Source organism: Escherichia sp. E2586 (assembly GCF_005781105.1).
Taxonomy (GTDB): domain Bacteria; phylum Pseudomonadota; class Gammaproteobacteria; order Enterobacterales; family Enterobacteriaceae; genus Escherichia.
Genome location: NZ_VATN01000009.1, coordinates 1 through 24,440, shown reverse-complemented (window position 1 = coordinate 24,440; position 24,440 = coordinate 1). Strand labels below are relative to the sequence as shown.

Here is a 24,440-nt window from a genome sequence, read left to right as displayed (position 1 = left end):
ATGTCGAAAGCGGTAGGTATTTTAGAACTTAGTAGTATCGCGAAAGGGATGGAAACCGGCGATGCCATGCTGAAAAGCGCCAGCGTTGAATTACTGGTCAGCAAAACGCTTTGCCCCGGTAAATTTCTGCTGATGCTCGGAGGCGATGTCGGTGCAGTACAGCAGGCCATCAGCAGCGGCGCTTCCCTTGCAAGTGAAATGCTGGTCGACAGTCTGCTCCTTCCTAATATTCATCCCTCTATCCTGCCCGCAATCAGCGGTCTGAACCATGTTGACCAGCGACGGGCTGTCGGTGTAGTCGAAACCTGGAGTGTAGCGGCCTGCATTGACGCTGCCGATTGTGCAGTGAAAGCGGCAAACGTCACGCTCGTAAGGGTACATATGGCCTTTGGTATTGGCGGTAAATGCTACATGGTAGTGGCAGGCGATATTTCTGATGTTAATAACGCGGTATCTGTCGCCAGCGAACGAGCGGGGGAAAAAGGTTTGTTGGTCTATCGCTCGGTAATTGCCCGTCCGCATGAAGCCATGTGGCGTCAGATGGTGGAGGGATAATGTCAACTCAGCACACGACTGAACGAATGATTCAGGAATATGTCCCCGGTAAACAGGTCACGTTGGCACATGTTATTGCCAATCCTGGAAAGGATCTGTTTAAAAAATTAGGCTTACCGGACACCGTTTCCGCTATTGGCATTCTGACGATTACCCCCAGCGAAGCATCTATCATCGCATGTGATATCGCTACAAAATCAGGCGCTGTAGAGATTGGTTTTCTTGATCGTTTTACCGGTGCCGTAGTGCTGACTGGCGATGTTTCTGCTATCGAATATGCACTTAGCCAGGTTACCCGCACACTGGGCGAAATGATGCACTTTACCGCCTGCCCCATTACGCGGACCTGACACTATGCGACGCATGATGCTCATTGGCCCCAGCCAGTGCGGAAAAACATCACTCACGCAATGCCTGCGCGGAGAGAATATTCAGTATCAGAAAACGCAGGCAATCGTCTGGTCACCGGCCACCATTGACACTCCCGGGGAATACCTCGAAAACCGCAGTCTTTACAGTGCGCTGCTGGTCAGCGCCTGTGAAGCAGACATTATCGCGCTGGTGCTTAATGCGGACGCGCCGTGGTCCCCTTTTTCGCCAGGCTTTACCACGTCAATGAATCGCCCGGTCATTGGGGTAGTCACCAAAGTGGATTTAGCCAGTGAAGAACAGATATCTTTGGTGAAATGCTGGCTACGGGAAGCTGGAGCACGAAAGGTGTTAGTGACCAGTGCGGTAAATAACATCGGGATTGCAGAACTTCTTGCCTTATTGCATACAGAAGAAGGCTGTCGTTAAGCCAGAAATTTCAATATGTTATGAGATGGGTATGATGACTTACAACAGTGAGAAAAGAATCAATGAACAATGAGGATTGCCCGGCAATCCTCATTGAATAAAGTAGAAATTACTTCGCTTCGCCGTTTTTCATTTCGCCCATAGCTTTCAGCTTTTTGGAGATATCGCGGCGTTCTTTGGAGAGCTCAGCATTTTTGATGATGTAATCATCAACACGATCTTCATAGTCGCCTTTCATGCTGGCGATGATGCCCTGAATTGCTTCAACGCTCATACCAGGTTTGATGTAGTCGCTCAGGTTGTCGAGCAGCAGGACGCGTTTCTGGTTGTCACGGATCTTTTTCTCAACGTCCTGGATTTCACGTTGCAGCTTGTTCTTACGGCGGAACAGACGAACAAATTCCAGCACGTCCTGGAATGAAGGCTTGGTAGTTTCCATTTTTATACCCCTGATAATGTGAGAGTCGGATTCGTTTAAGCAACCGCTATTCGTTAGGGCCAACATTACTCATAGCTGCCGCAGATGACAATGCTTTTATCCCTGTTCACTATCATACCCTTTATCCTTGCTGAATCGAAGCAGCAGCAATTTGATTCTGAAGGTCGGAATTTATTTGCGTAAAGCCCGACAAATCAGATTTGACAGCAACTCCAGTTGATGCGCCGTTTCCATGTTTAGCCATACATAGCCATAAATCGGCGTCTCAACGACTTTCAGATCATGATGATTAGCGAGCAACTGGCGCAACTCTTCCACAGCATCGTTCAGTTTTTCTGTATTAGCAAAAACCGGCTGTGGATTGCCTTCGTAAAGGGCATGAACAAGAGTCAGCACTATTTGCTGCATCATTTGCTGCGTGTCGCGCAGTTTTTGCGCATTCAGTAGCACAAAATGACTGGGCCTCGTGGCCCAGTAAGCATTGATTTGTAGCTCCAGCATACAAACCAGATTACGGTTAATCGTCTGGATACCTTCATATATCGATTTTGGAATACGGGTTTCTTTGCTGGCGGGTGCAATCAGCCCACGCATTTTCACGGCATCGGTCAGGAGTTTTTGTAGATGGCTTTCCAGACGTGGGCGTTCGAGTAAGTTTGGTGAGAATGCTGATTGATAGACCCGATTATATTCGGTCAGACTTTTCGCCAGTTGAATGCGCCAGTGGATGAACGCCCGTTGTGGCCAGATACCGGTAAACAACATTGCCAGTAAAGAGCCGAGGATCACATCGCCGCTTCGCCATAATGCCGTATCAATTTCACCTGTCGGGGAACCAACAACAATCGCCAGCGTCACACCAATCAATAAGCCTTGATAAGGTTTCTTGCCCAGCGCCAACCAGCCGCAAAGGAACATGGCTGCTGCACACCAGATTAACATCAACGGTAAAGAGATTAACTCCAGTTGCAGAGCGATAAGACCTAAAATCGACCCCAACACCGTACCGCCAATACGTTCGAATGCTCGAGGGACGACGTTACCCCAAAACGAGATAGGCCCCATGATCACCACCATAGTGACCAGTGGCCAGGTGCTTTCCGGGATAGTAAACAGGCGAATAATGAGAAAAGTCAGCAGGAATGCTAGTGCGACGCGAGTACCATGCACGATACGGTAATGACGGTACACACGAATTTCAAACGGACTAAGGCACTTATCAGCTCGCACGCTGGAACTCCGTAAAATAAGGATGAAGTTAACTCAGAACGATTACCGCGGCCAGACACTAAACCAAGTGTCCAGCCGACTTACAAAAAGTAATCAGGAACATTCCCGAAGGGATTATCAGAAGTCTGAAGGTCAATTTTACCCTTTTACATGACGAAAAACAGCGAAGCAATCAGGTTAACACCCTGTTGTTGCACCAGCATTAACCCATTTTCGGCTGCACTGCGACATACATTTCAATATCCCAATAGCCGTCTTCTGCTCCGTTATTAAGATAAACTTCGAAACAGGGCTTAGGTGACATCTGATAAGCACTGTCTTGCAAGAGAGTATTAAAAAACTGATACCATGGCGTAGAAAAATCATCGCTTTCTACGCGGGCAACGGCAACCGCATATTGCCCACCGGAGATTTCCGTCAGGATCACGCCTTCACTGTTTTCCGGTAGAGTGAAGTTGTTCTCCAGGGAAACCACCGTGTCGCAACGTAACTTTTCGGCGGGTGTTTCATCTGGGTTATCGTAATAGACGGCAATCCATTCCTTAGGCACAACTTTTTTGTTGTCTACCCACATCATCAACTGCTCAAAACCTTTCTTCACCGTTTGTTCCCACGGGCCAACGAGATGGAAACCTGCAACGGTACGTTTATCTTCCTGCTTAATCTCGTAGTTCATGACGCCTCCACACACTGTTTTTTTGTACAGTGTATTTTGCAATGTAAATACCACAAGGAATGAGTGTTGATTATGCGAGCAGACTCGCACTCCTGCCAGTCGGCGCTAAATAAAGGTCAGGATTTATGGTGGAAATAATCGCTCAACCTGGAAAACATACCGCCTTCACCGACAGATTCCAGGGTAACCAATGGCCAGTGCGCAACCAATTTATCGCGGTCGTACAGCTCAATTTCCCCTACCCGCTTGTGAGCAGCAATTGGCGCAGTTAGTTCTTTACCATCAAGGGTATATTTTGCTTTGATATTAGGGATCTCCGCTTTCGGCAGCACCATCCAGAATTCTTGTTCCGTTCCCAGTGCGATGTTTTCTTTATCACCATACCAGATGCGCTCCGTACCGACCTTTTTCCCACGGTGCAAAATTTGCACCGTAGTAAAGTTTTGTTGCCCCCAACGCAGTAATTTTCTAGCCTCTTCTTCACGACCTTTTGCGCTGTCAGCCCCCATTACCACTGCAATGAGACGACGTTGCCCATCCACCGCCGAAGCAATGAGATTAAACCCGGCCCCGGATGTATGCCCGGTTTTCAGGCCGTCAACGTTCATGGTTTTATCCCACAATAGCCCGTTTCGGTTTTGCTGGGTGATGCCGTTCCAGGTAAGGCTTTTTTCGCTGTACATATGGTAAAACTCAGGTTCGCCGTGGATGATGGCGCGAGAAAGCACGGCTAAATCATAGGCTGAGCTATGCTGGCCCGGCGCATCCAGACCGTGAACCGTTTCAAAATGGGTATCCTGTAAATGCAACTTTTCAGCGTAATTGTTCATCATTGTGACGAACTGCCGTTGCCCCCCGGCAATATAATCCGCAAGCGCCACACAGGCGTCATTGCCGGAATCCACAATTAATCCACGGCTTAAATCACGTACCGATACGCGATCGCCCTCTTTCAAAAACATCAGTGAAGAGCCGACAAAAACAGGATTATCTTTCGCCCACGCATCGCGTCCCACAGTGACAATATCGTCTGGTGTTATGCGATGGCTATCGATAGCGCGATCGACGACATAGCCCGTCATTAGCTTAGTCAGGCTGGCAGGGTTACGTTGTTGGTGCTCATTACCCGCCGTGAGGATCTGTCCGGTTGTGTAATCCATCAAAACCCATGATCCCGCATGAATCTCCGGAGGTTGGGGTGAAAAGGGAATATTTTCCGCCGCAAAACCAGACGATAAATTAAAAACGAACAAAGAAGCAGCAATAATAAGACGGCGTTTCAACAGCAAATCCTCAGGTGTTTCCAATAGCTGTTCTTTTTACGGAAATCCTGATGAACTGGCTGGAATAAAGTGCAAGAAAATGTGACATTTATCTCATTTTAATCTGACATTATCTGTTTTCACACGCAGCCAAAATATCGCTCTAAAGCTGATTAGCACGGTGATATTTGATACTCTGGCATACAACAGAAATAACGGATTTAACCTAACGATGAATGACGGTAAGCAACAATCTACCTTTTTGTTTCATGATTACGAAACCTTTGGCACGCACCCCGCGTTAGATCGCCCTGCGCAGTTTGCCGCCATTCGCACTGATAGCGAATTCAATATTATCGGCGAACCTGAAGTCTTTTACTGTAAGCCTGCGGACGATTATTTACCCCAGCCAGGGGCGGTGTTAATTACCGGCATCACTCCACAGGAAGCGCGTGCAAAAGGGGAAAACGAAGCTGCCTTTGCCGCCCGTATTCACTCGCTTTTTACCGTACCGAAGACCTGTATTCTTGGTTACAACAATGTGCGTTTTGACGACGAAGTTACGCGCAATGTCTTTTATCGTAATTTTTACGATCCCTATGCCTGGAGTTGGCAACATGATAACTCTCGCTGGGATCTGCTTGACGTGATGCGTGCCTGTTATGCCCTGCGCCCGGAGGGGATTAACTGGCCTGAAAATGAAGATGGTTTACCGAGCTTTCGACTTGAACATTTAACCAAAGCTAATGGTATTGAACATAGCAACGCCCACGATGCGATGGCCGATGTGTACGCCACTATTGCGATGGCGAAGTTGGTGAAAACACGTCAACCACGGCTGTTTGATTATCTCTTTACCCATCGTAATAAGCACAAACTGACGGCGTTGATTGATGTGCCGCAGATGAAACCGCTGGTACATGTTTCCGGTATGTTTGGCGCATGGCGCGGCAATACCAGCTGGGTGGCGCCACTGGCGTGGCATCCGGAAAATCGCAATGCCGTGATTATGGTGGATTTGGCGGGAGATATCTCGCCACTCCTGGAGCTGGACAGCGACACGCTGCGCGAGCGTCTGTATACCGCAAAGGCCGATCTGGGCGATAACGCCGCAGTCCCGGTTAAGCTGGTGCATATCAATAAATGCCCGGTGCTGGCGCAGGCGAATACGCTGCGCCCGGAAGATGCCGACAGGTTGGGAATTAATCGTCAGCATTGTCTCGATAACCTGAAAATTCTGCGTGAACACCCGCAAGTGCGTGAAAAAGTGGTTGCGATATTTGCTGAAGCCGAACCATTTACACCTTCAGATAACATCGATGCACAGCTCTATAATGGCTTTTTCAGTGACGCCGATCGCGCCGCAATGAAAATTGTCCTGGAAACCGAGCCGCGTAATTTACCGGCACTGGATATCACCTTTGTCGATAAACGTATTGAGAAACTGTTATTCAATTATCGGGCGCGTAACTTCCCCGGGACGCTGGATTACGCCGAGCAGCAACGCTGGCTGGAGCACCGCCGTCAGGTCTTCACAGCAGAATTTTTGCAAGGTTATGCTGATGAATTACAGATGCTGGCACAACAATATGCCGATGACAAAGAGAAAGTAGCGCTGTTAAAAGCGCTTTGGCAGTACGCAGAAGAGATCGTCTGAAACAAAAAAGCCGGAGCGATATAAACTCCGGCTTTTTTAGATTTACCGGATGATTATGTCATCCGGCTTTAAAGATTATGCAACGTCTTCGTACTGCGGAACCGGGTTGCGGAAGCTCTTAGTCACGCAAGCCAAGTAAATCAGACCGATAGCCGCCCAGATCAGACCCAGAACCATTGAGCTTTCTTCCAGGTTAACCCACAGCGCACCTACAGTCAGCGCACCACACATCGGCAGGAACAGATACTGGAAGTGATCTTTCAGCGTCTTGTTACGCTTCTCACGGATCCAGAACTGCGAGATAACCGACAGGTTAACGAAGGTGAACGCCACCAGCGCACCAAAGTTAATCAGCGCCGTTGCCATTACCAGGTCAAAGTTGATTGCCAGCAGAGCAATCGCGCCAACCAGGATAATGTTCATCGCCGGAGTACGCCATTTCGGGTGTACATAACCGAAGAAGCTTTTCGGGAACACGCCGTCACGACCCATTACGTACATCAGACGCGCTACGCCTGCGTGCGCCGCCATGCCGGACGCCAGTACGGTAATGGTGGAGAAGATCAGCGCGCCAACCTGGAACGCTTTGCCCGCAACGTACAGCATGATTTCAGGCTGTGACGCATCCGGATCTTTAAAGCGAGAGATATCCGGGAAGTACAGTTGCAGGAAGTAAGTTGCAAAGATGAAGATCATGCCGCCAATCAGCGCGGTCAGGAAAATCGCACGCGGGATCACGCGCTCTGCATCTTTGGTTTCTTCCGACAAGTTGCTGATGCCGTCAAAGCCGGTAAAGGAGAAACACAGAATCGTCGCACCGGTAATCATCGGGATGACATGTGCATCACCGGACCAGAACGGACGCGTGCTCGCCAGCGTACCAGCGCCTTCACCTTCAAATACGCCATACACAACCATGCCCAGAATCACCGCGATCAGCACTACCTGCAACACCACGATTACAGTGTTGAAGTTCGCTACGGATTTCAGACTACGCAGGTTAAAGGCGGTCATAAAGGCCACCAGCGCCACCACAAACATCCACGATGGGATGGAAGGCACCAGAGCTTCAAAATAGATTTTCGCCAGCAGAATGTTGATCATCGGCGCGAACAGGTAGTCGAGCAGAGAAGACCAACCCACCATAAAGCCGACAGTCGGGCTAATGGATTTCTGGGCGTAAGTGTATGCAGAGCCAGCAGAAGGATAGCGGCGAACCAGCTTCCCGTAGCTCAGAGCCGTAAACAGGATCGCAATCAATGCGAACGCATAGGCTGTCGGCACATGACCATCCGTGAGGCCTGAAACGATACCAAAAGTATCAAACAGCGTCATCGGCTGCATATAGGCAAGACCCATCATTACAACCGGAACTAACGTAAGCGTTTTACGCAATTCCACGCGAGAGGTGTTTGGAGTAACGTTATGCGACATGGTCATTCTCCTTTACGGTGATAACCGTCGCGTAAGCAAAAAATTGCCCCATTTTTTTGGATTCCTCAGCGACAACAACTGTCGATTTTTAGTAAATATCTATCCGGTACGAAGCCCGGCCTCTTGGTATGAATGATTGGTTTGAAGCAAAAAATAACCGACGCGGATGAAACGTCGGTTTTTAGTCATTTTTTGACAGCGGCGCATTGTGCCTAAATGGGGGGTAAATGACAAGAGAATGAGAGGCTTGTCATATAATTTTTTATTTAAATGGCTGATTTTCCGTCATCATATTTTGCATAAACACCAGCAATAGCACTATTTGCTAAAATCTCATCACGCCACCACGCACTGGCAAGCCCTGCGGTTTGTTCATTCCAGCCAATCCATACGGGTTCAAAGAGGGATTGCGCAACCACTTTCTTCTCAATTAACGCGCCACTATCAAGAAAGCGTTGCGCCAGATAGCGCGGTAAATAACCGCAACCAAGACCGCTGATTTGTAATTCCAGTTTGGTTTTAAAATCAAATACGGTAATGGCCTCTTGTTCGTCGAGAAGTTGTGATGCCGTAGATGCGCCAGCCTGCGCGGTATCACCCACGATAATCGCCCGATAGCGTTTAATGATACGGCGATTTAACGGTTCCTCTTCCAGAGCTAACGGATGATGAGGAGCAATCGCGAAAACTTGTTCCAGACAGCCCAACCGAGAGAAACCATATTCGCTGGAAGATGGTGGTTCATGCATCGCGCCAACAATAATATCCGCTCGCCCCTGAGTCAGGGCATCCCAGGAACCGCCCAGAACGCCATTGATAAACTTCAGACGCGTGACGCTGTGATGTTGATAAAAGGCTTCAATGAGTGGCGCAAGCAGTGAAAAGGGAAAGGTATCATCAACCCCGATTACCAGATCGTTTTCCCAACCTTCATGGAGTTTGATCGCCTGCTTTTCCAGTTCATGCACAGCATGGAGAATTTCCCGCCCCTTCTCCAGCAACATTTTTCCGGTGCGGGTAAACTTAGCGCGGTGACCACTACGATCAAGCAATTGAATATTAAGGTCGCTTTCCAGCTTGTGAACAGTGTAACTGAGGGCAGATGGCGTCTTATACAGTTTGGCTGACGCCGCCGCAAAACTACCCTCTTTTTCTAAGGCATCAAGGATCATCAACACGTCCAGCAGTGGTTTCATACACGCCCCCTTGCGGTGTATGCGGCATTCTGCTGGCGTGATGCTTTACTCCAGCGGCATTACCAGTGGATCGGGATACTGGTATTCAAATCCCAATTCATTACAGATCCGGCTGCCATCAATAATTTTACCTTTGCCGCTGTCCAGGCTATTCCTGAACTGCGGAGGTTCCAGTCCCAGTAAACGGGCCATCTGTGGATAGAAAACATTACGCGCAGGGTGAGCTGGCGCACATATATTATAGATGTGCCCGCCTTTAGGTGCCTGTAACAACAGAGTGATAGCGCCAATAACATCTTCCAGGTGGACTAAATTGACGCCGTGTTCTCCATCCGGCGCAGTTTTTCCGGCAAAGAAACGGCCGGGATGACGCCCAGGCCCGACCAGACCAGCAAGACGCAAAATATCAACCGAAGTACCGGGTAAATTGTGCAGCCAGTCTTCCAGCTCTTTTAACACTCGTCCACTATGGGTCAGCGGATTACGCGGAGTGTTTTCTTTCACTGTGCCTTGCGCATCACCGTAAACAGACGTTGAACTGGTAAAAATAATGCGGGGAATGTGATAAGCCAGCGCACTATCCACCAGCTCCTGTACCGCTTGTAAATAGAACTCATCTCCGGGGCCGCTACGACGTGCCGGAAGCGTAATCACCAGCGCATCGGCATCCATCAGGGCATCCAGATCGTCAGAGTCGCAAACTAAATCGGGCTCCATGCGAAGCAGATAGCTATCAATCCCACTCATTTGGGCCGCTTCTACGCCATCTTGTGTAGTTTTACTCCCGGTGACTTGCCAGCCTCGTGCTGAAAGTGACATCGCCAGCGGCATGCCTAACCACCCTAACCCGACAATTGCGACCTTTTTCATCCGTTTTCTCCTGATACACCTTAGATCTATAAGGCTACGCCAGCGTATCAAAACTGACAATTCATTCTATGAATGAATCTCTTCAATAATGATAACGACATGCTGCAATGAGCAGTGAATCGTCAGTAACCGCGCATACCAGACGGTGCTCCTCTGTAATGCGTCGGAACCAGAAGCCTGACAAATTATGTTTCAGGGGTTCTGGCTTCCCCTTACCTTCAAATGGCGTTCTGCGGGTATCTTTGATAAGTTCATTGATCTTTTTAACAATTAGCTTATCTGTTTCCTGCCAGTACAGATAATCATCCCCCTGATTCCTCAGACCCGATTAGTTTCACTCGATAATGTCCTTTTCCGTTCCTTTGCCTGATTTCAGGCTATCAATTGAGTCCATCAATCTCCGGGCGTTAGCGGGGGAACGCAGTAGATAAGCCGTTTCTTCCAGCGAGTTGTATTCTTCGAGTGACATCAGAACACAAGCCTCTCCATTCTGACGAGTAATAAGGATCGGGGCATGATCTTCAACGGCTTTCATCATTGTTGCCGACAAATTCTGACGCGCTTCGCTGTAGCTAATTGTACGCATGTCAATCTCCTCTTTTGTACAGTTCATTGTGCAATGATGAGTGGCAATAAACTATTTATTAATTAGCCAGTAGCTCAAAGCATTGTCAGCGAGACGAAAAATCCAGGCTTCGCTATTTTTGGTGCCGTCAGGTTAGAGGACAGTCCTCTTAGCCCCCTCCTTTCCCCGCTCATTCATTAAACAAATCCATCGACATAAAATATATAAAAAAGCCCTTGCTTTCTAACGTGAAAGTGGTTTAGGTTAAAAGACATCAGTTGAATAAACATTCACAGAGACTTTTATGACACGCGTTCAATTTAAACACCACCATCATCACCATCATCCTGACTAGTCTTTCAGGCGATGTGTGCTGGAAGACATTCAGATCTTCCAGTGGTGCATGAACGCATGAGAAAGCCCCCGGAAGATCACCTTCCGGGGGCTTTTTTATTGCGCGGCTGATAACGGTTCAGACAGGTATAAAGAGGAAAAAGAAAATGACAGACAACACTCGTTTACGCATAGCTATGCAGAAATCAGGACGTTTAAGTGATGACTCACGCGAATTGCTGGCGCGCTGTGGCATAAAAATTAATCTTCACACTCAGCGCCTGATCGCAATGGCTGAAAACATGCCGATTGATATTCTGCGCGTGCGTGACGACGACATTCCCGGTCTGGTAATGGACGGCGTGGTAGACCTTGGGATTATCGGCGAAAACGTGCTGGAAGAAGAACTGCTTAACCGCCGCGCCCAGGGTGAAGATCCACGCTACTTTACCCTGCGTCGTCTCGATTTCGGAGGCTGCCGCCTTTCGCTGGCAACGCCGGTTGATGAAGCCTGGGACGGCCCGCTCTCCTTAAACGGTAAACGTATCGCCACCTCTTATCCTCACCTGCTCAAGCGTTATCTCGACCAGAAAGGTATCTCTTTTAAATCCTGCTTACTGAACGGTTCTGTCGAAGTTGCGCCGCGTGCCGGACTGGCGGATGCGATTTGCGATCTGGTTTCCACCGGTGCCACGCTGGAAGCCAACGGCCTGCGCGAAGTAGAAGTTATCTACCGCTCGAAAGCCTGCCTGATCCAGCGCGATGGCGAAATGGAAGAATCCAAACAGCAACTGATCGACAAACTGCTGACCCGTATTCAGGGTGTGATCCAGGCGCGCGAATCAAAATACATCATGATGCATGCACCGACCGAGCGTCTGGATGACGTCATCGCCCTGCTGCCAGGTGCCGAACGCCCAACTATTCTGCCGCTGGCGGGTGATCAACAGCGCGTCGCCATGCACATGGTCAGCAGCGAAACCCTGTTCTGGGAAACCATGGAAAAACTGAAAGCGCTGGGTGCCAGTTCGATTCTGGTCCTGCCCATTGAGAAGATGATGGAGTGATCGCCATGAGCTTTAACACAATCATTGACTGGAATAGCTGTACTGCGGAACAACAACGCCAGTTGTTAATGCGCCCGGCGATCTCCGCTTCTGAAAGCATTACCCGCACTGTTAACGATATTCTCGATAACGTGAAAGCACGCGGCGATGACGCCCTGCGTGAATACAGCGCGAAGTTTGATAAAACCACGGTTACCGCGCTGAAGGTGTCTGCTGAGGAGATCACCGCCGCCAGCGAACGCCTGAGCGACGAGCTAAAACAGGCGATGGCGGTGGCAGTAAAGAATATTGAAACCTTCCACACTGCGCAAAAACTGCCGCCGGTAGATGTCGAAACTCAGCCAGGCGTGCGTTGCCAGCAGGTAACGCGTCCGGTAGCTTCGGTTGGTTTATATATTCCTGGCGGTTCCGCCCCGCTCTTCTCAACGGTATTAATGCTGGCGACTCCGGCGCGTATTGCAGGCTGTAAAAAAGTGGTGCTGTGCTCACCGCCGCCGATTGCCGATGAGATCCTTTACGCGGCGCAGCTGTGCGGCGTGCAGGATGTGTTTAACGTCGGTGGCGCACAGGCCATTGCCGCACTGGCGTTTGGCACAGAATCCGTGCCCAAAGTAGACAAAATCTTCGGGCCAGGTAACGCCTTTGTCACCGAGGCAAAACGCCAGGTAAGCCAGCGTTTGGACGGTGCGGCGATCGATATGCCCGCAGGCCCGTCGGAAGTGCTGGTGATTGCCGACAGCGGTGCTACGCCGGATTTCGTGGCTTCTGATTTGCTTTCTCAGGCTGAACACGGCCCGGACTCACAGGTGATTTTACTGACGCCTGACGCCGATATGGCGCATCAAGTTGCCGAGGCTGTCGAACGCCAGCTGGCGGAACTGCCGAGAGCTGAAACCGCCCGTCAGGCACTGAGCGCCAGCCGCCTGATTGTGACCAACGATTTAGCGCAGTGCGTAGAGATCTCCAACCTCTACGGCCCGGAGCACCTGATCATTCAGACCCGCAACGCCCGCGAACTGGTCGATGGCATCACCAGCGCCGGTTCGGTATTTCTTGGTGACTGGTCACCGGAATCGGCAGGTGATTACGCCTCCGGCACCAACCATGTACTGCCGACTTACGGTTACACCGCCACCTGTTCCAGCCTCGGCCTTGCGGATTTTCAAAAGCGCATGACCGTGCAGGAACTGTCGAAAGAAGGCTTTTCCGCGCTGGCTTCGACCATTGAAACACTGGCCGCCGCCGAGCGTCTGACCGCCCACAAAAATGCCGTTACTTTGCGTGTTAACGCCCTTAAGGAGCAAGCATGAGCACCGTGACTATTACCGATTTAGCGCGTGAAAACGTCCGCAACCTGACGCCGTATCAGTCGGCGCGTCGTCTGGGCGGTAACGGCGACGTCTGGCTGAACGCCAACGAATACCCCACAGCCGTGGAGTTTCAGCTTACTCAGCAAACGCTCAACCGCTACCCGGAATGTCAGCCGAAAGCGGTGATTGAAAATTACGCGCAGTATGCAGGCGTAAAACCGGAGCAGGTGCTGGTCAGCCGTGGCGCGGACGAAGGTATTGAACTGCTGATTCGCGCTTTTTGCGAACCGGGCAAAGACGCCATCCTCTACTGCCCACCAACGTACGGCATGTACAGCGTCAGCGCCGAAACCATTGGCGTTGAGTGCCGCACAGTGCCAACGCTGGACAACTGGCAACTGGACTTACAGGGCATTTCCGACAAGCTGGACGGCGTAAAAGTGGTTTATGTTTGCAGCCCCAACAACCCGACCGGGCAACTGATCAATCCGCAGGATTTTCGCACCCTGCTGGAGCTAACGCGCGGTAAAGCCATTGTGGTTGCCGATGAGGCCTATATCGAGTTTTGCCCGAAGGCATCGCTGGCTAGCTGGCTGGCGGAATATCCGCACCTGGCTATTTTGCGCACACTGTCGAAAGCTTTTGCTCTGGCGGGCCTTCGTTGCGGATTTACGCTGGCAAACGAAGAAGTCATCAACCTGCTGATGAAAGTGATCGCCCCCTACCCGCTCTCGACGCCAGTTGCCGACATTGCGGCCCAGGCGTTAAGCCCGCAGGGAATCGTCGCCATGCGCGAACGAGTGGCGCAAATTATTGCTGAACGTGAATACCTGATTGCCGCACTGAAAGAGATCCCCTGCGTGGAGCAGGTTTTCGACTCTGAAACCAACTACATTCTGGCGCGCTTTAAAGCCTCCAGCGCAGTGTTTAAATCTTTGTGGGATCAGGGCATTATCTTACGTGATCAGAATAAACAACCCTCTTTAAGCGGCTGCCTGCGAATTACCGTCGGAACCCGTGAAGAAAGCCAGCGCGTCATTGACGCCTTACGTGCGGAGCAAGTTTGATGAGTCAGAAGTATCTTTTTATCGATCGCGATGGAACCCTGATTAGCGAACCGCCGAGTGATTTTCAGGTGGACCGTTTTGACAAACTCGCCTTTGAACCGGGCGTGATCCCGGAGCTGCTGAAGCTGCAAAAAGCGGACTACAAGCTGGTGATGATCACTAATCAGGATGGTCTGGGAACACAAAGTTTCCCGCAGGCAGATTTCGATGGCCCGCACAACCTGATGATGCAGATCTTCACCTCGCAAGGCGTGCAGTTTGATGAAGTGCTGATTTGTCCGCACCTGCCCGCAGATGAGTGCGACTGCCGTAAACCGAAAGTAAAACTGGTGGAGCGTTATCTGGCTGAGCAAGCGATGGATCGCGCCAACAGTTATGTGATTGGCGATCGCGCGACCGATATTCAACTCGCGGAAAACATGGGTATTACTGGTTTACGCTACGACCGCGAAACTCTGAACTGGCCGATGATTGGCGAACAGCTCACTAAACGCGACCGTTACGCTCATGTGGTGCGTAACACCAAAGAGACGCAAATTGACGTCCAGGTGTGGCTGGATCGTGAAGGTGGCAGCAAGATTAATACCGGCGTTGGCTTCTTTGATCACATGCTGGATCAGATCGCCACCCACGGCGGTTTCCGCATGGAAATCAACGTCAAAGGCGACCTCTATATCGACGATCACCACACCGTCGAAGATACCGGCCTGGCGCTGGGCGAAGCGTTAAAAATTGCTCTTGGCGACAAACGCGGTATTTGCCGCTTTGGTTTTGTGCTGCCCATGGATGAATGCCTTGCCCGCTGCGCGCTGGATATCTCTGGTCGCCCGCACCTGGAATATAAAGCTGAATTTACCTACCAGCGCGTAGGCGATCTCAGCACCGAAATGATCGAGCACTTTTTCCGTTCGCTCTCTTACACCATGGGCGTGACCCTGCACCTGAAAACCAAAGGTAAAAACGATCACCACCGTGTAGAGAGCCTGTTCAAAGCCTTTGGTCGCACCCTGCGCCAGGCCATCCGCGTGGAAGGCGACACCCTGCCCTCGTCGAAAGGAGTGCTGTAATGAACGTGGTGATCCTTGATACCGGCTGCGCCAACCTGAACTCGGTGAAATCAGCCATTGCGCGCCACGGTTATGAACCCAAAGTCAGCCGTGACCCGGACGTAGTGTTGCTGGCCGATAAACTGTTTTTACCCGGCGTTGGCACTGCGCAAGCGGCGATGGATCAGGTACGTGAGCGCGAGCTGTTTGATCTCATCAAAGCCTGTACCCAACCGGTGCTGGGCATCTGCTTAGGGATGCAACTGCTGGGGCGACGCAGCGAAGAGAGCAACGGCGTCGATTTGCTGGGCATCATCGACGAAGATGTACCGAAAATGACCGACTTTGGTCTGCCACTGCCGCATATGGGCTGGAACCGCGTTTACCCGCGGGCAGGCAACCGCCTGTTTCAGGGGATTGAAGACGGCGCGTACTTTTACTTTGTTCACAGCTACGCAATGCCGATCAATCCGTGGACCATCGCCCAGTGCAATTATGGCGAACCATTCACCGCAGCGGTACAAAAAGATAACTTCTATGGCGTGCAGTTCCACCCGGAGCGTTCTGGTGCCGCTGGCGCTAAGTTGCTGAAAAACTTCCTGGAGATGTGATGATTATTCCGGCATTAGATTTAATCGACGGCACCGTGGTGCGTCTCCATCAGGGCGATTACGGCAAACAGCGCGATTACGGTAACGACCCGCTGCCGCGTTTACAGGATTACGCTGCACAAGGTGCCGAAGTGCTGCATCTGGTGGATCTGACTGGGGCAAAAGATCCGGCTAAACGACAAATTTCTCTGATTAAAACGCTGGTCGCAGGCGTTAACGTCCCTGTGCAGGTTGGCGGCGGCGTGCGTAGCGAAGAAGATGTGGCGACGTTACTGGAAGCAGGCGTTGCGCGCGTGGTGGTCGGCTCCACCGCAGTGAAATCACCAGAAATGGTGAAAGGCTGGTTTGAACGCTTCGGTGCGGATGCGTTAGTGCTGGCGCTGGATGTACGCATTGACGAGCAAGGCAACAAGCAGGTGGCGGTTAGCGGCTGGCAAGAGAACTCGGGCGTTTCGCTGGAACAACTGGTGGAAACCTATCTGCCCGTCGGCCTGAAACATGTGCTGTGTACCGATATCTCGCGCGACGGCACGCTGGCAGGTTCTAACGTCTCTTTATATGAGGAAGTCTGCGCCAGATATCCGCAGGTGGCATTTCAGTCCTCCGGCGGCATTGGCGACATTGATGATGTCGCTGCCCTGCGTGGTACTGGCGTACGCGGCGTAATAGTTGGTCGGGCATTACTGGAAGGTAAATTCACCGTGAAGGAGGCCATCGCATGCTGGCAAAACGCATAATCCCATGTCTCGACGTTCGTGATGGTCAGGTGGTGAAAGGCGTACAGTTTCGTAACCATGAAATCATTGGCGATATCGTGCCGCTGGCAAAACGCTACGCCGAAGAAGGTGCGGACGAGCTAGTGTTCTACGATATCACCGCCTCCAGCGATGGACGTGTGGTAGATAAAAGCTGGGTATCTCGCGTGGCGGAAGTGATCGACATTCCGTTCTGTGTGGCGGGTGGGATTAAGTCTCTGGAAGATGCTGCGAAAATTCTTTCCTTTGGCGCGGATAAAATCTCTATCAACTCCCCTGCGCTGGCGGACCCGACGTTAATTACTCGCCTGGCCGATCGCTTTGGCGTGCAGTGTATTGTGGTCGGCATTGATACCTGGTACGACGCCGAAACCAGTAAATATCATGTGAATCAATATACCGGCGATGAAAGCCGCACCCGCGTCACTCAGTGGGAAACGCTCGACTGGGTACAGGAAGTGCAAAAACGCGGTGCCGGAGAAATCGTCCTCAACATGATGAATCAGGACGGCGTGCGTAACGGTTACGACCTCGAGCAACTGAAAAAAGTGCGTGAAGTCTGTCACGTTCCGCTGATTGCCTCCGGTGGCGCGGGCACTATGGAGCACTTCCTTGAAGCCTTCCGCGATGCCGACGTTGACGGCGCGCTGGCGGCTTCCGTATTCCACAAACAAATAATCAATATTGGTGAATTAAAAGCGTACCTGGCAACACAGGGCGTGGAGATCAGGATATGTTAACAGAACAACAACGTCGCGAACTGGACTGGGAAAAAACCGACGGGCTGATGCCGGTGATTGTGCAACACGCGGTATCCGGCGAAGTGTTAATGCTGGGCTACATGAATCCGCAAGCGCTGGACAAAACCATCGAAAGCGGCAAAGTCACCTTCTTCTCGCGCACTAAACAGCGACTGTGGACCAAAGGTGAAACGTCCGGCAATTTCCTCAACGTAGTAAATATTGCGCCGGACTGCGACAACGACACATTGCTGGTGCTGGCGAATCCCATCGGCCCAACCTGCCACAAAGGCACCAGCAGCTGCTTCGGAGATACCGCTCACCAGTGGCTGTTCCTTTATCAGCTGGAACAACTGCTCGCCGAACGCAAATCTGCCGACCCGGAAACCTCTTACACTGCCAAACTATATGCCAGCGGCACCAAGCGCATTGCGCAGAAAGTGGGCGAAGAAGGCGTGGAAACCGCACTGGCAGCGACGGTACATGACCGCTTTGAGCTGACCAACGAGGCATCGGACTTGATGTATCACCTGCTGGTGCTGTTGCAGGATCAGGATCTGGACTTAACGACGGTAATTGAGAACCTGCGTAAACGGCATCAGTGAGTTGCAGGCTGACCGGATGTGATGTTGTTGTCGCATCCTGAGCCATTGCCCGATGCGCAAGCTTATCAGGCCTACTATTCGCTCTGCACACGTAGGCTGGATAAGATGCGCCAGCATCGCATCCGGCAACAAAAAAGGCAAGGTGTCACCACCCTGCCCTTTTTATTTAAAGCTGAAAAGACTATTTCGCGTTGTAATTACGCAGCGCATTACGCCCCAGCACAATTCCCGCGCCAACCATGCCGCCCAGCAGTACTGCCAGAATCAAGGTAATTGCTTTCTTCGGGCTATCGCGACGAATTGGCAGTGTGGGTTTCATAACGTAACGGTAGGCATGAATATCAAGATCATCAACCTTCAGACTTTCGATATCCAGCAGGTTTTGACGAGTCTGATAATAGTTTGGCGAGAACACAAGCGGACGAGTCGCTTCGTGCTTAATCATCGACTCCAGTGCTTCGCTACCTAACAAAAGCAACGTGTCCTGAGTAATATTTTCACCAGTCTGCTGAATCTGCGGCTTTATTACCTGCGCCTGATTCGCATACTGCAACGCTTCCTGAATCTGGCGGATACGCAGCGTTTTTTGCTCCTGAGCCACCACTTCCTGAGTTTTCAGGGAGTCCTGCAAGGTTTTCATACCCAAAGCGATATTATCCTTCAGGTCCTTTTCCAGCTCTTCATTCACTTGGTCATCAACCTGTTGAATGTATTCAGCCAGCTTTTTCTGTGCATCCGCTGCAGTGTGCCCGACATAAGAAACAGCTAACGGTAACGGCTGGTTTTTAACAGCAGGTTCGATAGTCAGTTTTTCGCGTTCTTCCTGATTATCCAGCGTTTCCGCTAATGCAGAGAAAGCAGAACTGAAGCGACCAATTAACGCCTCCTGTAAATCAGCTACTTTTGGCGCAGCCTGGCCATAAATTACATTCATGGCGTTGTTATAGCCGGCAATTTGCCCCACATCAGGTTGAGTGACAATGGCTGTTGATGTCCATTGCTCTTTCGCTACTGCCAGGTATCCAATAGCCAACACGATAGCCACAATGACTGTGGCGATAATGGTCATCTTCCCGCGCCACAGTTGTACCAGTAAATCAATTAAATCAATCTGTTCCGGGTCATTGTTGTGCCCAGAAATATTATTATTTTCAACTCTCATCATTACCCTAACAGACGGAAAATTTCAGGTCGCCATAGTTTAGCGATAATCAGTATGAATGCCATAGGATAAACAATAAATATAATGAATTATTACATGAACATCGATACCAACTACCGCCAAAAATCATCTGATTACAGATAGTTAGTCGCTACCGAAAAGATCGCGGGTGTAGACCTTGTCTGCTGCATCTTTAAGCTCTTCTGACATTCGATTAGAGATGATGACATCAGCCTGTTGCTTAAACGTCGCGAGATCACGTTCCAGTCGTGAATTGAAAAACATTTCTTCCTTCATAACCGGTTCATAGATAATCACTTCTACCCCCTTAGCTTTGATACGCTTCATGATCCCCTGAATGGAAGACGCACGGAAGTTATCTGAACCGCTCTTCATAATTAGGCGATATATCCCTACGACTTTGGGTTTACGTGACAAGATAGCATCGGCAATAAAGTCTTTGCGGGTGCGATTAGCTTCAACGATGGCAGAAATGATGTTGTTTGGCACAGACTGGTAATTTGCCAGAAGCTGCTTGGTATCTTTCGGCAAACAGTAACCACCGTAACCAAATGATGGATTGTTGTAATGATTGCCGATACGCGGATCAAGACAAACACCTTCAATGATTTGACGGGTGTTCAATCCCAGGCTTTCTGCATAACTGTCCAACTCGTTAAAGTACGCCACGCGCATGGCGAGGTAAGTATTGGCAAAAAGTTTAATGGCCTCTGCTTCTGTTGAATCAGTAAACAGAGTCGGGATATTTTGCTTAACCGCCCCTTCCTGTAATAACGCGGCAAACCGCTGTGCACGTTCAGAACGTTCGCCTATCACAATACGGGAAGGATGAAGGTTATCGTAAAGGGCTTTGCCTTCTCGGAGGAATTCAGGGGAGAAGATAATGTTCTCAGTCTTGAATTTTTTTTGCATCGCGGCCGTAAAACCTACAGGAACCGTAGACTTAATAATCATTACTGCATGAGGGTTTATTTCCGTAACATCTTTAATTACTGATTCTACGCTAGATGTATTGAAATAATTGGTTTTAGGATCATAGTCGGTCGGGGTTGCGATGATTACATAATCAGCATTCCGGTAGGCTTCTTTTTTATCTAACGTGGCATTAAAACGTATTTTGTCTGATTGCAAAAACTGCTCAATTTCTTTATCAACAATAGGAGATATCCGATCATTCAGCATTGCAACGCGAGTTGGTAAAATATCTAATGCTACAACGTTATGATTTTGTGCGATTAATAGCCCATTAGACAGGCCAACATAACCGGTTCCGGAAATGGTGATTTTCATTTCATGCTCTCAGAATTAACTTAACTATGAATCATGATGTTTTAGCACCCTGATAAGAGTTAAAAGTTTTAACGCCACGATGATGTCTGGTCAACGAAACGAAAAACATTTCAGATTTTCTTTATAAGAATAGCTGCTATTTATTAAGTTAGTATTAAGCAATGAAATTAAATCAATAAGATTGATAGTAAAAAAAAAGCCCGGCGATAAATGCCGGGCCTTAGTTTAATACTGATTAAATCAGATTAATCCAGCCATTCGGTGTGGAATACACCTTCTTTATCAATGCGCTTATAGGTATGCGCACCGAAATAGTCACGCTGCGCCTGGATCAAGTTTGCAGGCAGTACTGCGGCACGATAGCTGTCATAGTAAGCAACCGCTGCAGAGAAGGTAGGTACTGGAATACCGTTCAGCACCGCATAAGCAACAACATCACGCAGAGCTTGCTGGTAATCGTCGGCAATTTTCTTAAAGTACGGGGCTAACAGCAGGTTAGCAATCTTCGGATTTTCGGCGTAAGCATCCGTGATTTTCTGCAGGAACTGAGCACGAATGATACAACCGGCACGGAAGATCTTCGCGATTTCACCATAATTCAGATCCCAGCTGTACTCTTCAGACGCCGCACGTAGCTGCGAGAAGCCCTGCGCGTAAGAAACAATCTTACCCAGATAAAGCGCACGGCGAACTTTTTCGATGAATTCAGCTTTATCACCTGCTGGCTGCGCTTGCGGACCCGACAGTACTTTAGACGCGGCTACGCGCTGATCTTTCAGGGAAGAGATATAACGAGCAAACACAGACTCAGTAATCAGCGACAGCGGTTCGCCGAGATCCAGCGCGCTCTGACTGGTCCATTTACCCGTACCTTTGTTCGCTGCTTCATCCAGGATCACATCAACCAGGTAATTACCGTCTTCATCTTTCTTGGTGAAGATGTCTTTAGTGATGTCGATCAGGTAGCTGCTCAGTTCACCGTTATTCCACTCGGTAAAGGTTTGTGCCAGTTCTTCGTTAGATAGATTCAGACCACCTTTCAGCAGAGAATAGGCTTCAGCAATCAGTTGCATATCACCGTATTCAATACCGTTGTGAACCATCTTCACATAGTGACCTGCGCCATCGGCACCAATATAGGTAACGCACGGTTCTCCATCTTCAGCCACGGCGGCGATTTTGGTCAGGATAGGTGCAACCAGTTCATAGGCTTCTTTCTGCCCACCAGGCATGATAGAAGGTCCTTTCAGCGCGCCCTCTTCACCACCGGAAACACCCGTACCGATGAAGTTAAAGCCTTCTGCAGAAAGCTCGCGGTTACGACGAATGGTGTCCTGGAAGAAGGTATTACCACCATCAATGATGATATCGCCTTTATCGAGATATGGTTTCAGGGAATCAATAGCAGCATCCGTGCCTGCACCTGCTTTCACCATTAACAGGATGCGACGAGGCGTTTCAAGAGATTCAACGAACTCTTTCACCGTATAGTAAGGAACCAGTTTCTTGCCTGGATTTTCGGCAATCACTTCTTCCGTCTTTTCACGAGAACGGTTGAAAATAGAGACGGTATAACCACGGCTTTCGATGTTGAGCGCAAGGTTGCGTCCCATCACTGCCATACCGACGACGCCGATCTGTTGCTTTGACATTGTTTACTCCTGTCAGGGGTGGTCACCGCGGGTTGCGGCTTATTGAAGATAAAGAATAGCTTAATTTATATCTTCTTTTACAGTCATATATTTCCTAATTAGGAAATTGCTTGTAACTTGTACAGCTTTATATTTAACCACTAATGTTATAAAAAAGTTCGGCTAATTTTATTAATTCATTATTACTATTATTTTGAATTAGTTCAACATGATTTTCTTTGCTTGTATTGAAATAATCGCTGCCAATAGCAGAAAGATGTGAGAATGGTGATGTGCACATCTTATCAAGAAGAGAACACCCCAAAAAATAATTCATTGAATACTGAATCCCTAACATGTGCAATATTGTTGGCGCGAAACTTAAAGAATTTTTACCTCCTGCATCTAAAACTTCAGGCGCAATATCTTTCCCAATGACCAGAAATGGTATCTTGTCCACAAAAAAACGAGAATCGCTATTAAATGATTTCTTATATTCTGTCGAAGGAAATGTAGAATGATCCGATGTTATTATCAACAACGTATTGCCATAAAATGAACTGCGCCGAAAAAAGTCAACGAACTGCCCCAACTGAAAATCATAGTTATAGAATTTATTGTAGAGTGGGTTGCTACCATCAAAATATTTTTCATTTGGACTATCTTGACCATGATGAGTACCAGATGGGTACACACCAATAAAGAAGTGTTCGTTTTTATTTTCTTGAGAACGTAAAAAATATTTCAGTGCATTAAATGTTTGCTTATCAGTCATTCTGTCGCGTTGATAACCAATAAAATCCCCCATACCAAGAACTTTATCAAAATTAAGCGTTTTCAACATAGTGTTAAGTGGGCTATTTTTTTCTGTAGACGCTATAAAATAACTTTTATAGCCATACTCTTTCAATATATCCGGTAAAGATGTTTGACGATGAAGATAAATATTATTAATTTCTGAGTTAGATAATTGTGCAATACCAGTACCAGTATCAGTTAACCCATCACGAAATTGATAGCCAGAAGTTAACTGGCCTCTTAAACCTCTAAAGGTTGCTGCTGTATGGTTATAATAATTTTTAAAACTTAGCGCTTCAGTAGATAACTTATCTAAATTAGGAGTAATAGAAAATGCGTCAGTTTTTGAATTACCAATAATCTCCGATGAAAATCCCTCAGCAAAGATTACAATAACATTACGCCCTTTGAAGTTGTTGTTATTCTGTATAGGGTTAATAAAAACACTTGTTTTTAAAAAAGATTTCCCGGCATCACCAATCTTCTCACTAGGCTTAAAGGTTTGCTGTAAATAGTACAATTTTGCTGTTTCATAAAAAGAATATACCGGCCCCGCACTTATGAAAGAACACACAAGCAATAATACTATACAAAAAAGATTAAATTTATAATATTTAATACGTTCGACTAGAGCGCCAGAAGGCATCGTAACGAATGAAATTATAACAAATAAAATAAAAATGGAAAAAACCTTGATTATCTCGCCAATGCCTAGCGATCCAACTTCTGCGGCATTCGACAAGGCAAGAGGCATCAAATATTGCCCTGAGCTAAATAGCGATGCTGCCTGCACACCTAAAATGGAGAGATAAATTCCCCACAAGATATTGCTTATGGACTTTCTTTTTATTAGAAGTATTGCCAGACTTGTAAGTGTGTATTCAATAGTAAATAAAAAGACACAGTCTGTCCTTCCAGAGTAAAGTAAAATACTCAAGAAGATACAGAAAGGTGGTATTATTTTAATTATATTTGTAAAGTTCATGTCAAATTAAACCATATTATTTAATAATCATAATGCTATTCATTTAATATTCTGTCACTGAGCAAGGAAGGACTGGTAAAGCCCACTCCCCGCCAGGAGTGACGCCAGGTAGTTTCTGTCCATGCCTGCTTTTTGCATTTTACGTCTTAACCCTACCCTGAATACCTGATCACCCGTTAAAATATTAATAGCGATGTGTCTTATCCCTAAAAATAATTCTGCTGCGTTTCCTCTTCTTATTTTGAAGTCGTCTTCATTCATTACCATATCCAAGCACCACTGAAGGTTATTCTCCAGGGCAAGATTACGAAAGCCCGCTCCCCGCAAGGACTGACGC

26 protein-coding genes, 2 pseudogenes and 1 other annotated feature are annotated in these 24,440 nt (G+C 48.6%); of the genes and pseudogenes, 13 read left to right on the top strand and 15 right to left on the bottom strand.

Translation table 11 applies throughout. From position 1 onward, the window contains the following. The 3 genes from pduT to FEK50_RS09865 are packed head-to-tail and all read left to right on the top strand — an operon-like array spanning position 1 to position 1,353. Entirely contained in the window at positions 1-555 is a 555-nt protein-coding gene (gene pduT / locus FEK50_RS09875; protein ID WP_131161065.1) for a propanediol utilization microcompartment protein PduT, read from the top strand. Further along, on the top strand, positions 555-905 hold the full coding sequence (gene pduU / locus FEK50_RS09870) for a propanediol utilization microcompartment protein PduU (RefSeq protein WP_130259978.1): 351 nt from the start codon (positions 555-557) through the stop codon (positions 903-905). The genes pduT and pduU overlap by 1 nt, the downstream gene beginning before the upstream one ends. Positions 906-909: 4 nt before the next feature. Beyond that, a complete protein-coding gene (locus tag FEK50_RS09865) occupies positions 910-1,353 on the top strand; it encodes a EutP/PduV family microcompartment system protein (protein WP_131161064.1) in 444 nt (147 codons plus the stop codon). Positions 1,354-1,462: 109 nt separating this feature from the next. Here the strand turns inward: FEK50_RS09865 and FEK50_RS09860 are convergent, their stop codons facing one another. From FEK50_RS09860 to dacD, 4 genes are all read right to left on the bottom strand, one after another. Then, on the bottom strand, positions 1,463-1,792 hold the full coding sequence (locus tag FEK50_RS09860; protein ID WP_000450409.1) for a DUF496 family protein: 330 nt from the start codon (positions 1,790-1,792) through the stop codon (positions 1,463-1,465). A gap of 171 nt (positions 1,793-1,963) precedes the next feature. Further along, a complete protein-coding gene (locus FEK50_RS09855) occupies positions 1,964-3,022 on the bottom strand; it encodes an FUSC family protein (RefSeq protein WP_130216385.1) in 1,059 nt (352 codons plus the stop codon). A gap of 202 nt (positions 3,023-3,224) precedes the next feature. After that, a complete protein-coding gene (sbmC, locus tag FEK50_RS09850; protein WP_131161063.1) occupies positions 3,225-3,698 on the bottom strand; it encodes a DNA gyrase inhibitor SbmC in 474 nt (157 codons plus the stop codon). A 116-nt stretch (positions 3,699-3,814) separates the two neighbouring features. After that, entirely contained in the window at positions 3,815-4,981 is a 1,167-nt protein-coding gene (gene dacD / locus FEK50_RS09845) for a serine-type D-Ala-D-Ala carboxypeptidase DacD (RefSeq protein WP_131161062.1), read from the bottom strand. A 211-nt stretch (positions 4,982-5,192) separates the two neighbouring features. Between dacD and sbcB the strand changes: the two genes are divergently transcribed. Continuing rightward, positions 5,193-6,617 carry an exodeoxyribonuclease I gene (gene sbcB / locus FEK50_RS09840; RefSeq protein ID WP_131161061.1) on the top strand — a complete coding sequence of 475 codons (1,425 nt, stop codon included), beginning with the start codon at positions 5,193-5,195 and terminating at the stop codon, positions 6,615-6,617. 75 nt (positions 6,618-6,692) lie between these two features. Here the strand turns inward: sbcB and plaP are convergent, their stop codons facing one another. From plaP to yefM, 6 genes and pseudogenes are all read right to left on the bottom strand, one after another. Continuing rightward, entirely contained in the window at positions 6,693-8,051 is a 1,359-nt protein-coding gene (plaP, locus tag FEK50_RS09835; RefSeq protein ID WP_000019197.1) for a putrescine/proton symporter PlaP, read from the bottom strand. Next, positions 8,041-8,103, bottom strand: coding sequence for a membrane protein YoeI (yoeI, locus tag FEK50_RS09830; protein WP_010723108.1), 63 nt, complete (start codon positions 8,101-8,103; stop codon positions 8,041-8,043). Before yoeI ends, plaP begins: the two co-directional genes overlap by 11 nt. A gap of 214 nt (positions 8,104-8,317) precedes the next feature. Continuing rightward, positions 8,318-9,247, bottom strand: coding sequence for a LysR substrate-binding domain-containing protein (locus tag FEK50_RS09825; RefSeq protein ID WP_131161060.1), 930 nt, complete (start codon positions 9,245-9,247; stop codon positions 8,318-8,320). A gap of 45 nt (positions 9,248-9,292) precedes the next feature. Next, on the bottom strand, positions 9,293-10,117 hold the full coding sequence (locus FEK50_RS09820; RefSeq protein ID WP_130208695.1) for an SDR family oxidoreductase: 825 nt from the start codon (positions 10,115-10,117) through the stop codon (positions 9,293-9,295). A gap of 82 nt (positions 10,118-10,199) precedes the next feature. Further along, positions 10,200-10,455 (bottom strand): annotated as a pseudogene (gene yoeB, locus FEK50_RS09815) (type II toxin-antitoxin system mRNA interferase toxin YoeB). Then, positions 10,452-10,703, bottom strand: coding sequence for a YoeB-YefM toxin-antitoxin system antitoxin YefM (gene yefM, locus FEK50_RS09810; protein ID WP_001259255.1), 252 nt, complete (start codon positions 10,701-10,703; stop codon positions 10,452-10,454). The pseudogene yoeB and the gene yefM overlap by 4 nt, the downstream one beginning before the upstream one ends. A 283-nt stretch (positions 10,704-10,986) precedes the next feature. On the opposite strand from yefM, the gene hisL reads away from it, so the two are divergent. The 9 genes from hisL (at position 10,987) to hisIE (ending at position 18,216) form a co-directional block, all read left to right on the top strand. After that, entirely contained in the window at positions 10,987-11,037 is a 51-nt protein-coding gene (hisL, locus tag FEK50_RS09805; protein WP_001364200.1) for a his operon leader peptide, read from the top strand. Next, positions 11,013-11,136, top strand: a sequence feature (His leader region). It overlaps the preceding gene by 25 nt. Positions 11,137-11,182: 46 nt before the next feature. Beyond that, entirely contained in the window at positions 11,183-12,082 is a 900-nt protein-coding gene (gene hisG / locus FEK50_RS09800) for an ATP phosphoribosyltransferase (RefSeq protein ID WP_000131780.1), read from the top strand. 5 nt (positions 12,083-12,087) lie between these two features. Beyond that, positions 12,088-13,392 carry a histidinol dehydrogenase gene (gene hisD / locus FEK50_RS09795; RefSeq protein WP_131161059.1) on the top strand — a complete coding sequence of 435 codons (1,305 nt, stop codon included), beginning with the start codon at positions 12,088-12,090 and terminating at the stop codon, positions 13,390-13,392. After that, complete coding sequence (hisC, locus tag FEK50_RS09790; RefSeq protein ID WP_131161058.1) at positions 13,389-14,459, top strand: histidinol-phosphate transaminase; 1,071 nt, start codon at positions 13,389-13,391, stop codon at positions 14,457-14,459. The genes hisD and hisC overlap by 4 nt, the downstream gene beginning before the upstream one ends. After that, positions 14,459-15,526, top strand: a complete 1,068-nt coding sequence (hisB, locus tag FEK50_RS09785) for a bifunctional histidinol-phosphatase/imidazoleglycerol-phosphate dehydratase HisB (RefSeq protein WP_131161057.1) — start codon at positions 14,459-14,461, stop codon at positions 15,524-15,526. Before hisC ends, hisB begins: the two co-directional genes overlap by 1 nt. After that, positions 15,526-16,116, top strand: a complete 591-nt coding sequence (gene hisH / locus FEK50_RS09780) for an imidazole glycerol phosphate synthase subunit HisH (RefSeq protein ID WP_131161056.1) — start codon at positions 15,526-15,528, stop codon at positions 16,114-16,116. Before hisB ends, hisH begins: the two co-directional genes overlap by 1 nt. Then, positions 16,116-16,853 carry a 1-(5-phosphoribosyl)-5-[(5-phosphoribosylamino)methylideneamino]imidazole-4-carboxamide isomerase gene (gene hisA / locus FEK50_RS09775; protein ID WP_131161055.1) on the top strand — a complete coding sequence of 246 codons (738 nt, stop codon included), beginning with the start codon at positions 16,116-16,118 and terminating at the stop codon, positions 16,851-16,853. The genes hisH and hisA overlap by 1 nt, the downstream gene beginning before the upstream one ends. Beyond that, on the top strand, positions 16,835-17,611 hold the full coding sequence (hisF, locus tag FEK50_RS09770; RefSeq protein ID WP_131161054.1) for an imidazole glycerol phosphate synthase subunit HisF: 777 nt from the start codon (positions 16,835-16,837) through the stop codon (positions 17,609-17,611). The genes hisA and hisF overlap by 19 nt, the downstream gene beginning before the upstream one ends. Beyond that, positions 17,605-18,216, top strand: coding sequence for a bifunctional phosphoribosyl-AMP cyclohydrolase/phosphoribosyl-ATP diphosphatase HisIE (gene hisIE, locus FEK50_RS09765; RefSeq protein ID WP_072650398.1), 612 nt, complete (start codon positions 17,605-17,607; stop codon positions 18,214-18,216). Before hisF ends, hisIE begins: the two co-directional genes overlap by 7 nt. 181 nt (positions 18,217-18,397) lie before the next feature. Here hisIE and wzzB read toward each other — a convergent pair whose 3' ends face one another. The 5 genes and pseudogenes from wzzB to FEK50_RS09740 form a co-directional block, all read right to left on the bottom strand. Next, positions 18,398-19,378: an LPS O-antigen chain length determinant protein WzzB gene (gene wzzB, locus FEK50_RS09760; protein ID WP_131161202.1), complete on the bottom strand. Its 981-nt coding sequence runs from the start codon at positions 19,376-19,378 to the stop codon at positions 18,398-18,400. Positions 19,379-19,522: 144 nt separating this feature from the next. Further along, entirely contained in the window at positions 19,523-20,689 is a 1,167-nt protein-coding gene (gene ugd / locus FEK50_RS09755; protein ID WP_130208709.1) for a UDP-glucose 6-dehydrogenase, read from the bottom strand. Between the two features lie 245 nt (positions 20,690-20,934). Then, on the bottom strand, positions 20,935-22,341 hold the full coding sequence (gene gndA, locus FEK50_RS09750) for an NADP-dependent phosphogluconate dehydrogenase (protein WP_131161053.1): 1,407 nt from the start codon (positions 22,339-22,341) through the stop codon (positions 20,935-20,937). 133 nt (positions 22,342-22,474) lie between these two features. Further along, on the bottom strand, positions 22,475-24,103 hold the full coding sequence (locus FEK50_RS09745; RefSeq protein WP_240780242.1) for a sulfatase-like hydrolase/transferase: 1,629 nt from the start codon (positions 24,101-24,103) through the stop codon (positions 22,475-22,477). A gap of 54 nt (positions 24,104-24,157) precedes the next feature. Continuing rightward, positions 24,158-24,440, bottom strand: a pseudogene (locus FEK50_RS09740) (hypothetical protein); the annotation flags it as partial.

Bases quoted from the DNA above. Each gene is read 5' to 3' on its own strand.
- FEK50_RS09865 (WP_131161064.1), top strand. From the start codon at position 910: ATGCGACGCATGATGCTCATTGGCCCCAGCCAGTGCGGAAAAACATCA.
- pduT (WP_131161065.1), top strand. From the start codon at position 1: ATGTCGAAAGCGGTAGGTATTTTAGAACTTAGTAGTATCGCGAAAGGG.
- FEK50_RS09825 (WP_131161060.1), bottom strand. From the start codon at position 9,247: ATGAAACCACTGCTGGACGTGTTGATGATCCTTGATGCCTTAGAAAAA.
- hisH (WP_131161056.1), top strand. From the start codon at position 15,526: ATGAACGTGGTGATCCTTGATACCGGCTGCGCCAACCTGAACTCGGTG.
- plaP (WP_000019197.1), bottom strand. From the start codon at position 8,051: ATGTCGCATAACGTTACTCCAAACACCTCTCGCGTGGAATTGCGTAAA.
- FEK50_RS09820 (WP_130208695.1), bottom strand. From the start codon at position 10,117: ATGAAAAAGGTCGCAATTGTCGGGTTAGGGTGGTTAGGCATGCCGCTG.
- gndA (WP_131161053.1), bottom strand. From the start codon at position 22,341: ATGTCAAAGCAACAGATCGGCGTCGTCGGTATGGCAGTGATGGGACGC.
- hisG (WP_000131780.1), top strand. From the start codon at position 11,183: ATGACAGACAACACTCGTTTACGCATAGCTATGCAGAAATCAGGACGT.
- hisA (WP_131161055.1), top strand. From the start codon at position 16,116: ATGATTATTCCGGCATTAGATTTAATCGACGGCACCGTGGTGCGTCTC.
- FEK50_RS09860 (WP_000450409.1), bottom strand. From the start codon at position 1,792: ATGGAAACTACCAAGCCTTCATTCCAGGACGTGCTGGAATTTGTTCGT.
- hisF (WP_131161054.1), top strand. From the start codon at position 16,835: ATGCTGGCAAAACGCATAATCCCATGTCTCGACGTTCGTGATGGTCAG.
- sbcB (WP_131161061.1), top strand. From the start codon at position 5,193: ATGAATGACGGTAAGCAACAATCTACCTTTTTGTTTCATGATTACGAA.
- pduU (WP_130259978.1), top strand. From the start codon at position 555: ATGTCAACTCAGCACACGACTGAACGAATGATTCAGGAATATGTCCCC.
- hisB (WP_131161057.1), top strand. From the start codon at position 14,459: ATGAGTCAGAAGTATCTTTTTATCGATCGCGATGGAACCCTGATTAGC.
- hisC (WP_131161058.1), top strand. From the start codon at position 13,389: ATGAGCACCGTGACTATTACCGATTTAGCGCGTGAAAACGTCCGCAAC.
- yefM (WP_001259255.1), bottom strand. From the start codon at position 10,703: ATGCGTACAATTAGCTACAGCGAAGCGCGTCAGAATTTGTCGGCAACA.
- FEK50_RS09745 (WP_240780242.1), bottom strand. From the start codon at position 24,103: ATGAACTTTACAAATATAATTAAAATAATACCACCTTTCTGTATCTTC.
- hisD (WP_131161059.1), top strand. From the start codon at position 12,088: ATGAGCTTTAACACAATCATTGACTGGAATAGCTGTACTGCGGAACAA.
- wzzB (WP_131161202.1), bottom strand. From the start codon at position 19,378: ATGAGAGTTGAAAATAATAATATTTCTGGGCACAACAATGACCCGGAA.
- sbmC (WP_131161063.1), bottom strand. From the start codon at position 3,698: ATGAACTACGAGATTAAGCAGGAAGATAAACGTACCGTTGCAGGTTTC.
- ugd (WP_130208709.1), bottom strand. From the start codon at position 20,689: ATGAAAATCACCATTTCCGGAACCGGTTATGTTGGCCTGTCTAATGGG.
- hisIE (WP_072650398.1), top strand. From the start codon at position 17,605: ATGTTAACAGAACAACAACGTCGCGAACTGGACTGGGAAAAAACCGAC.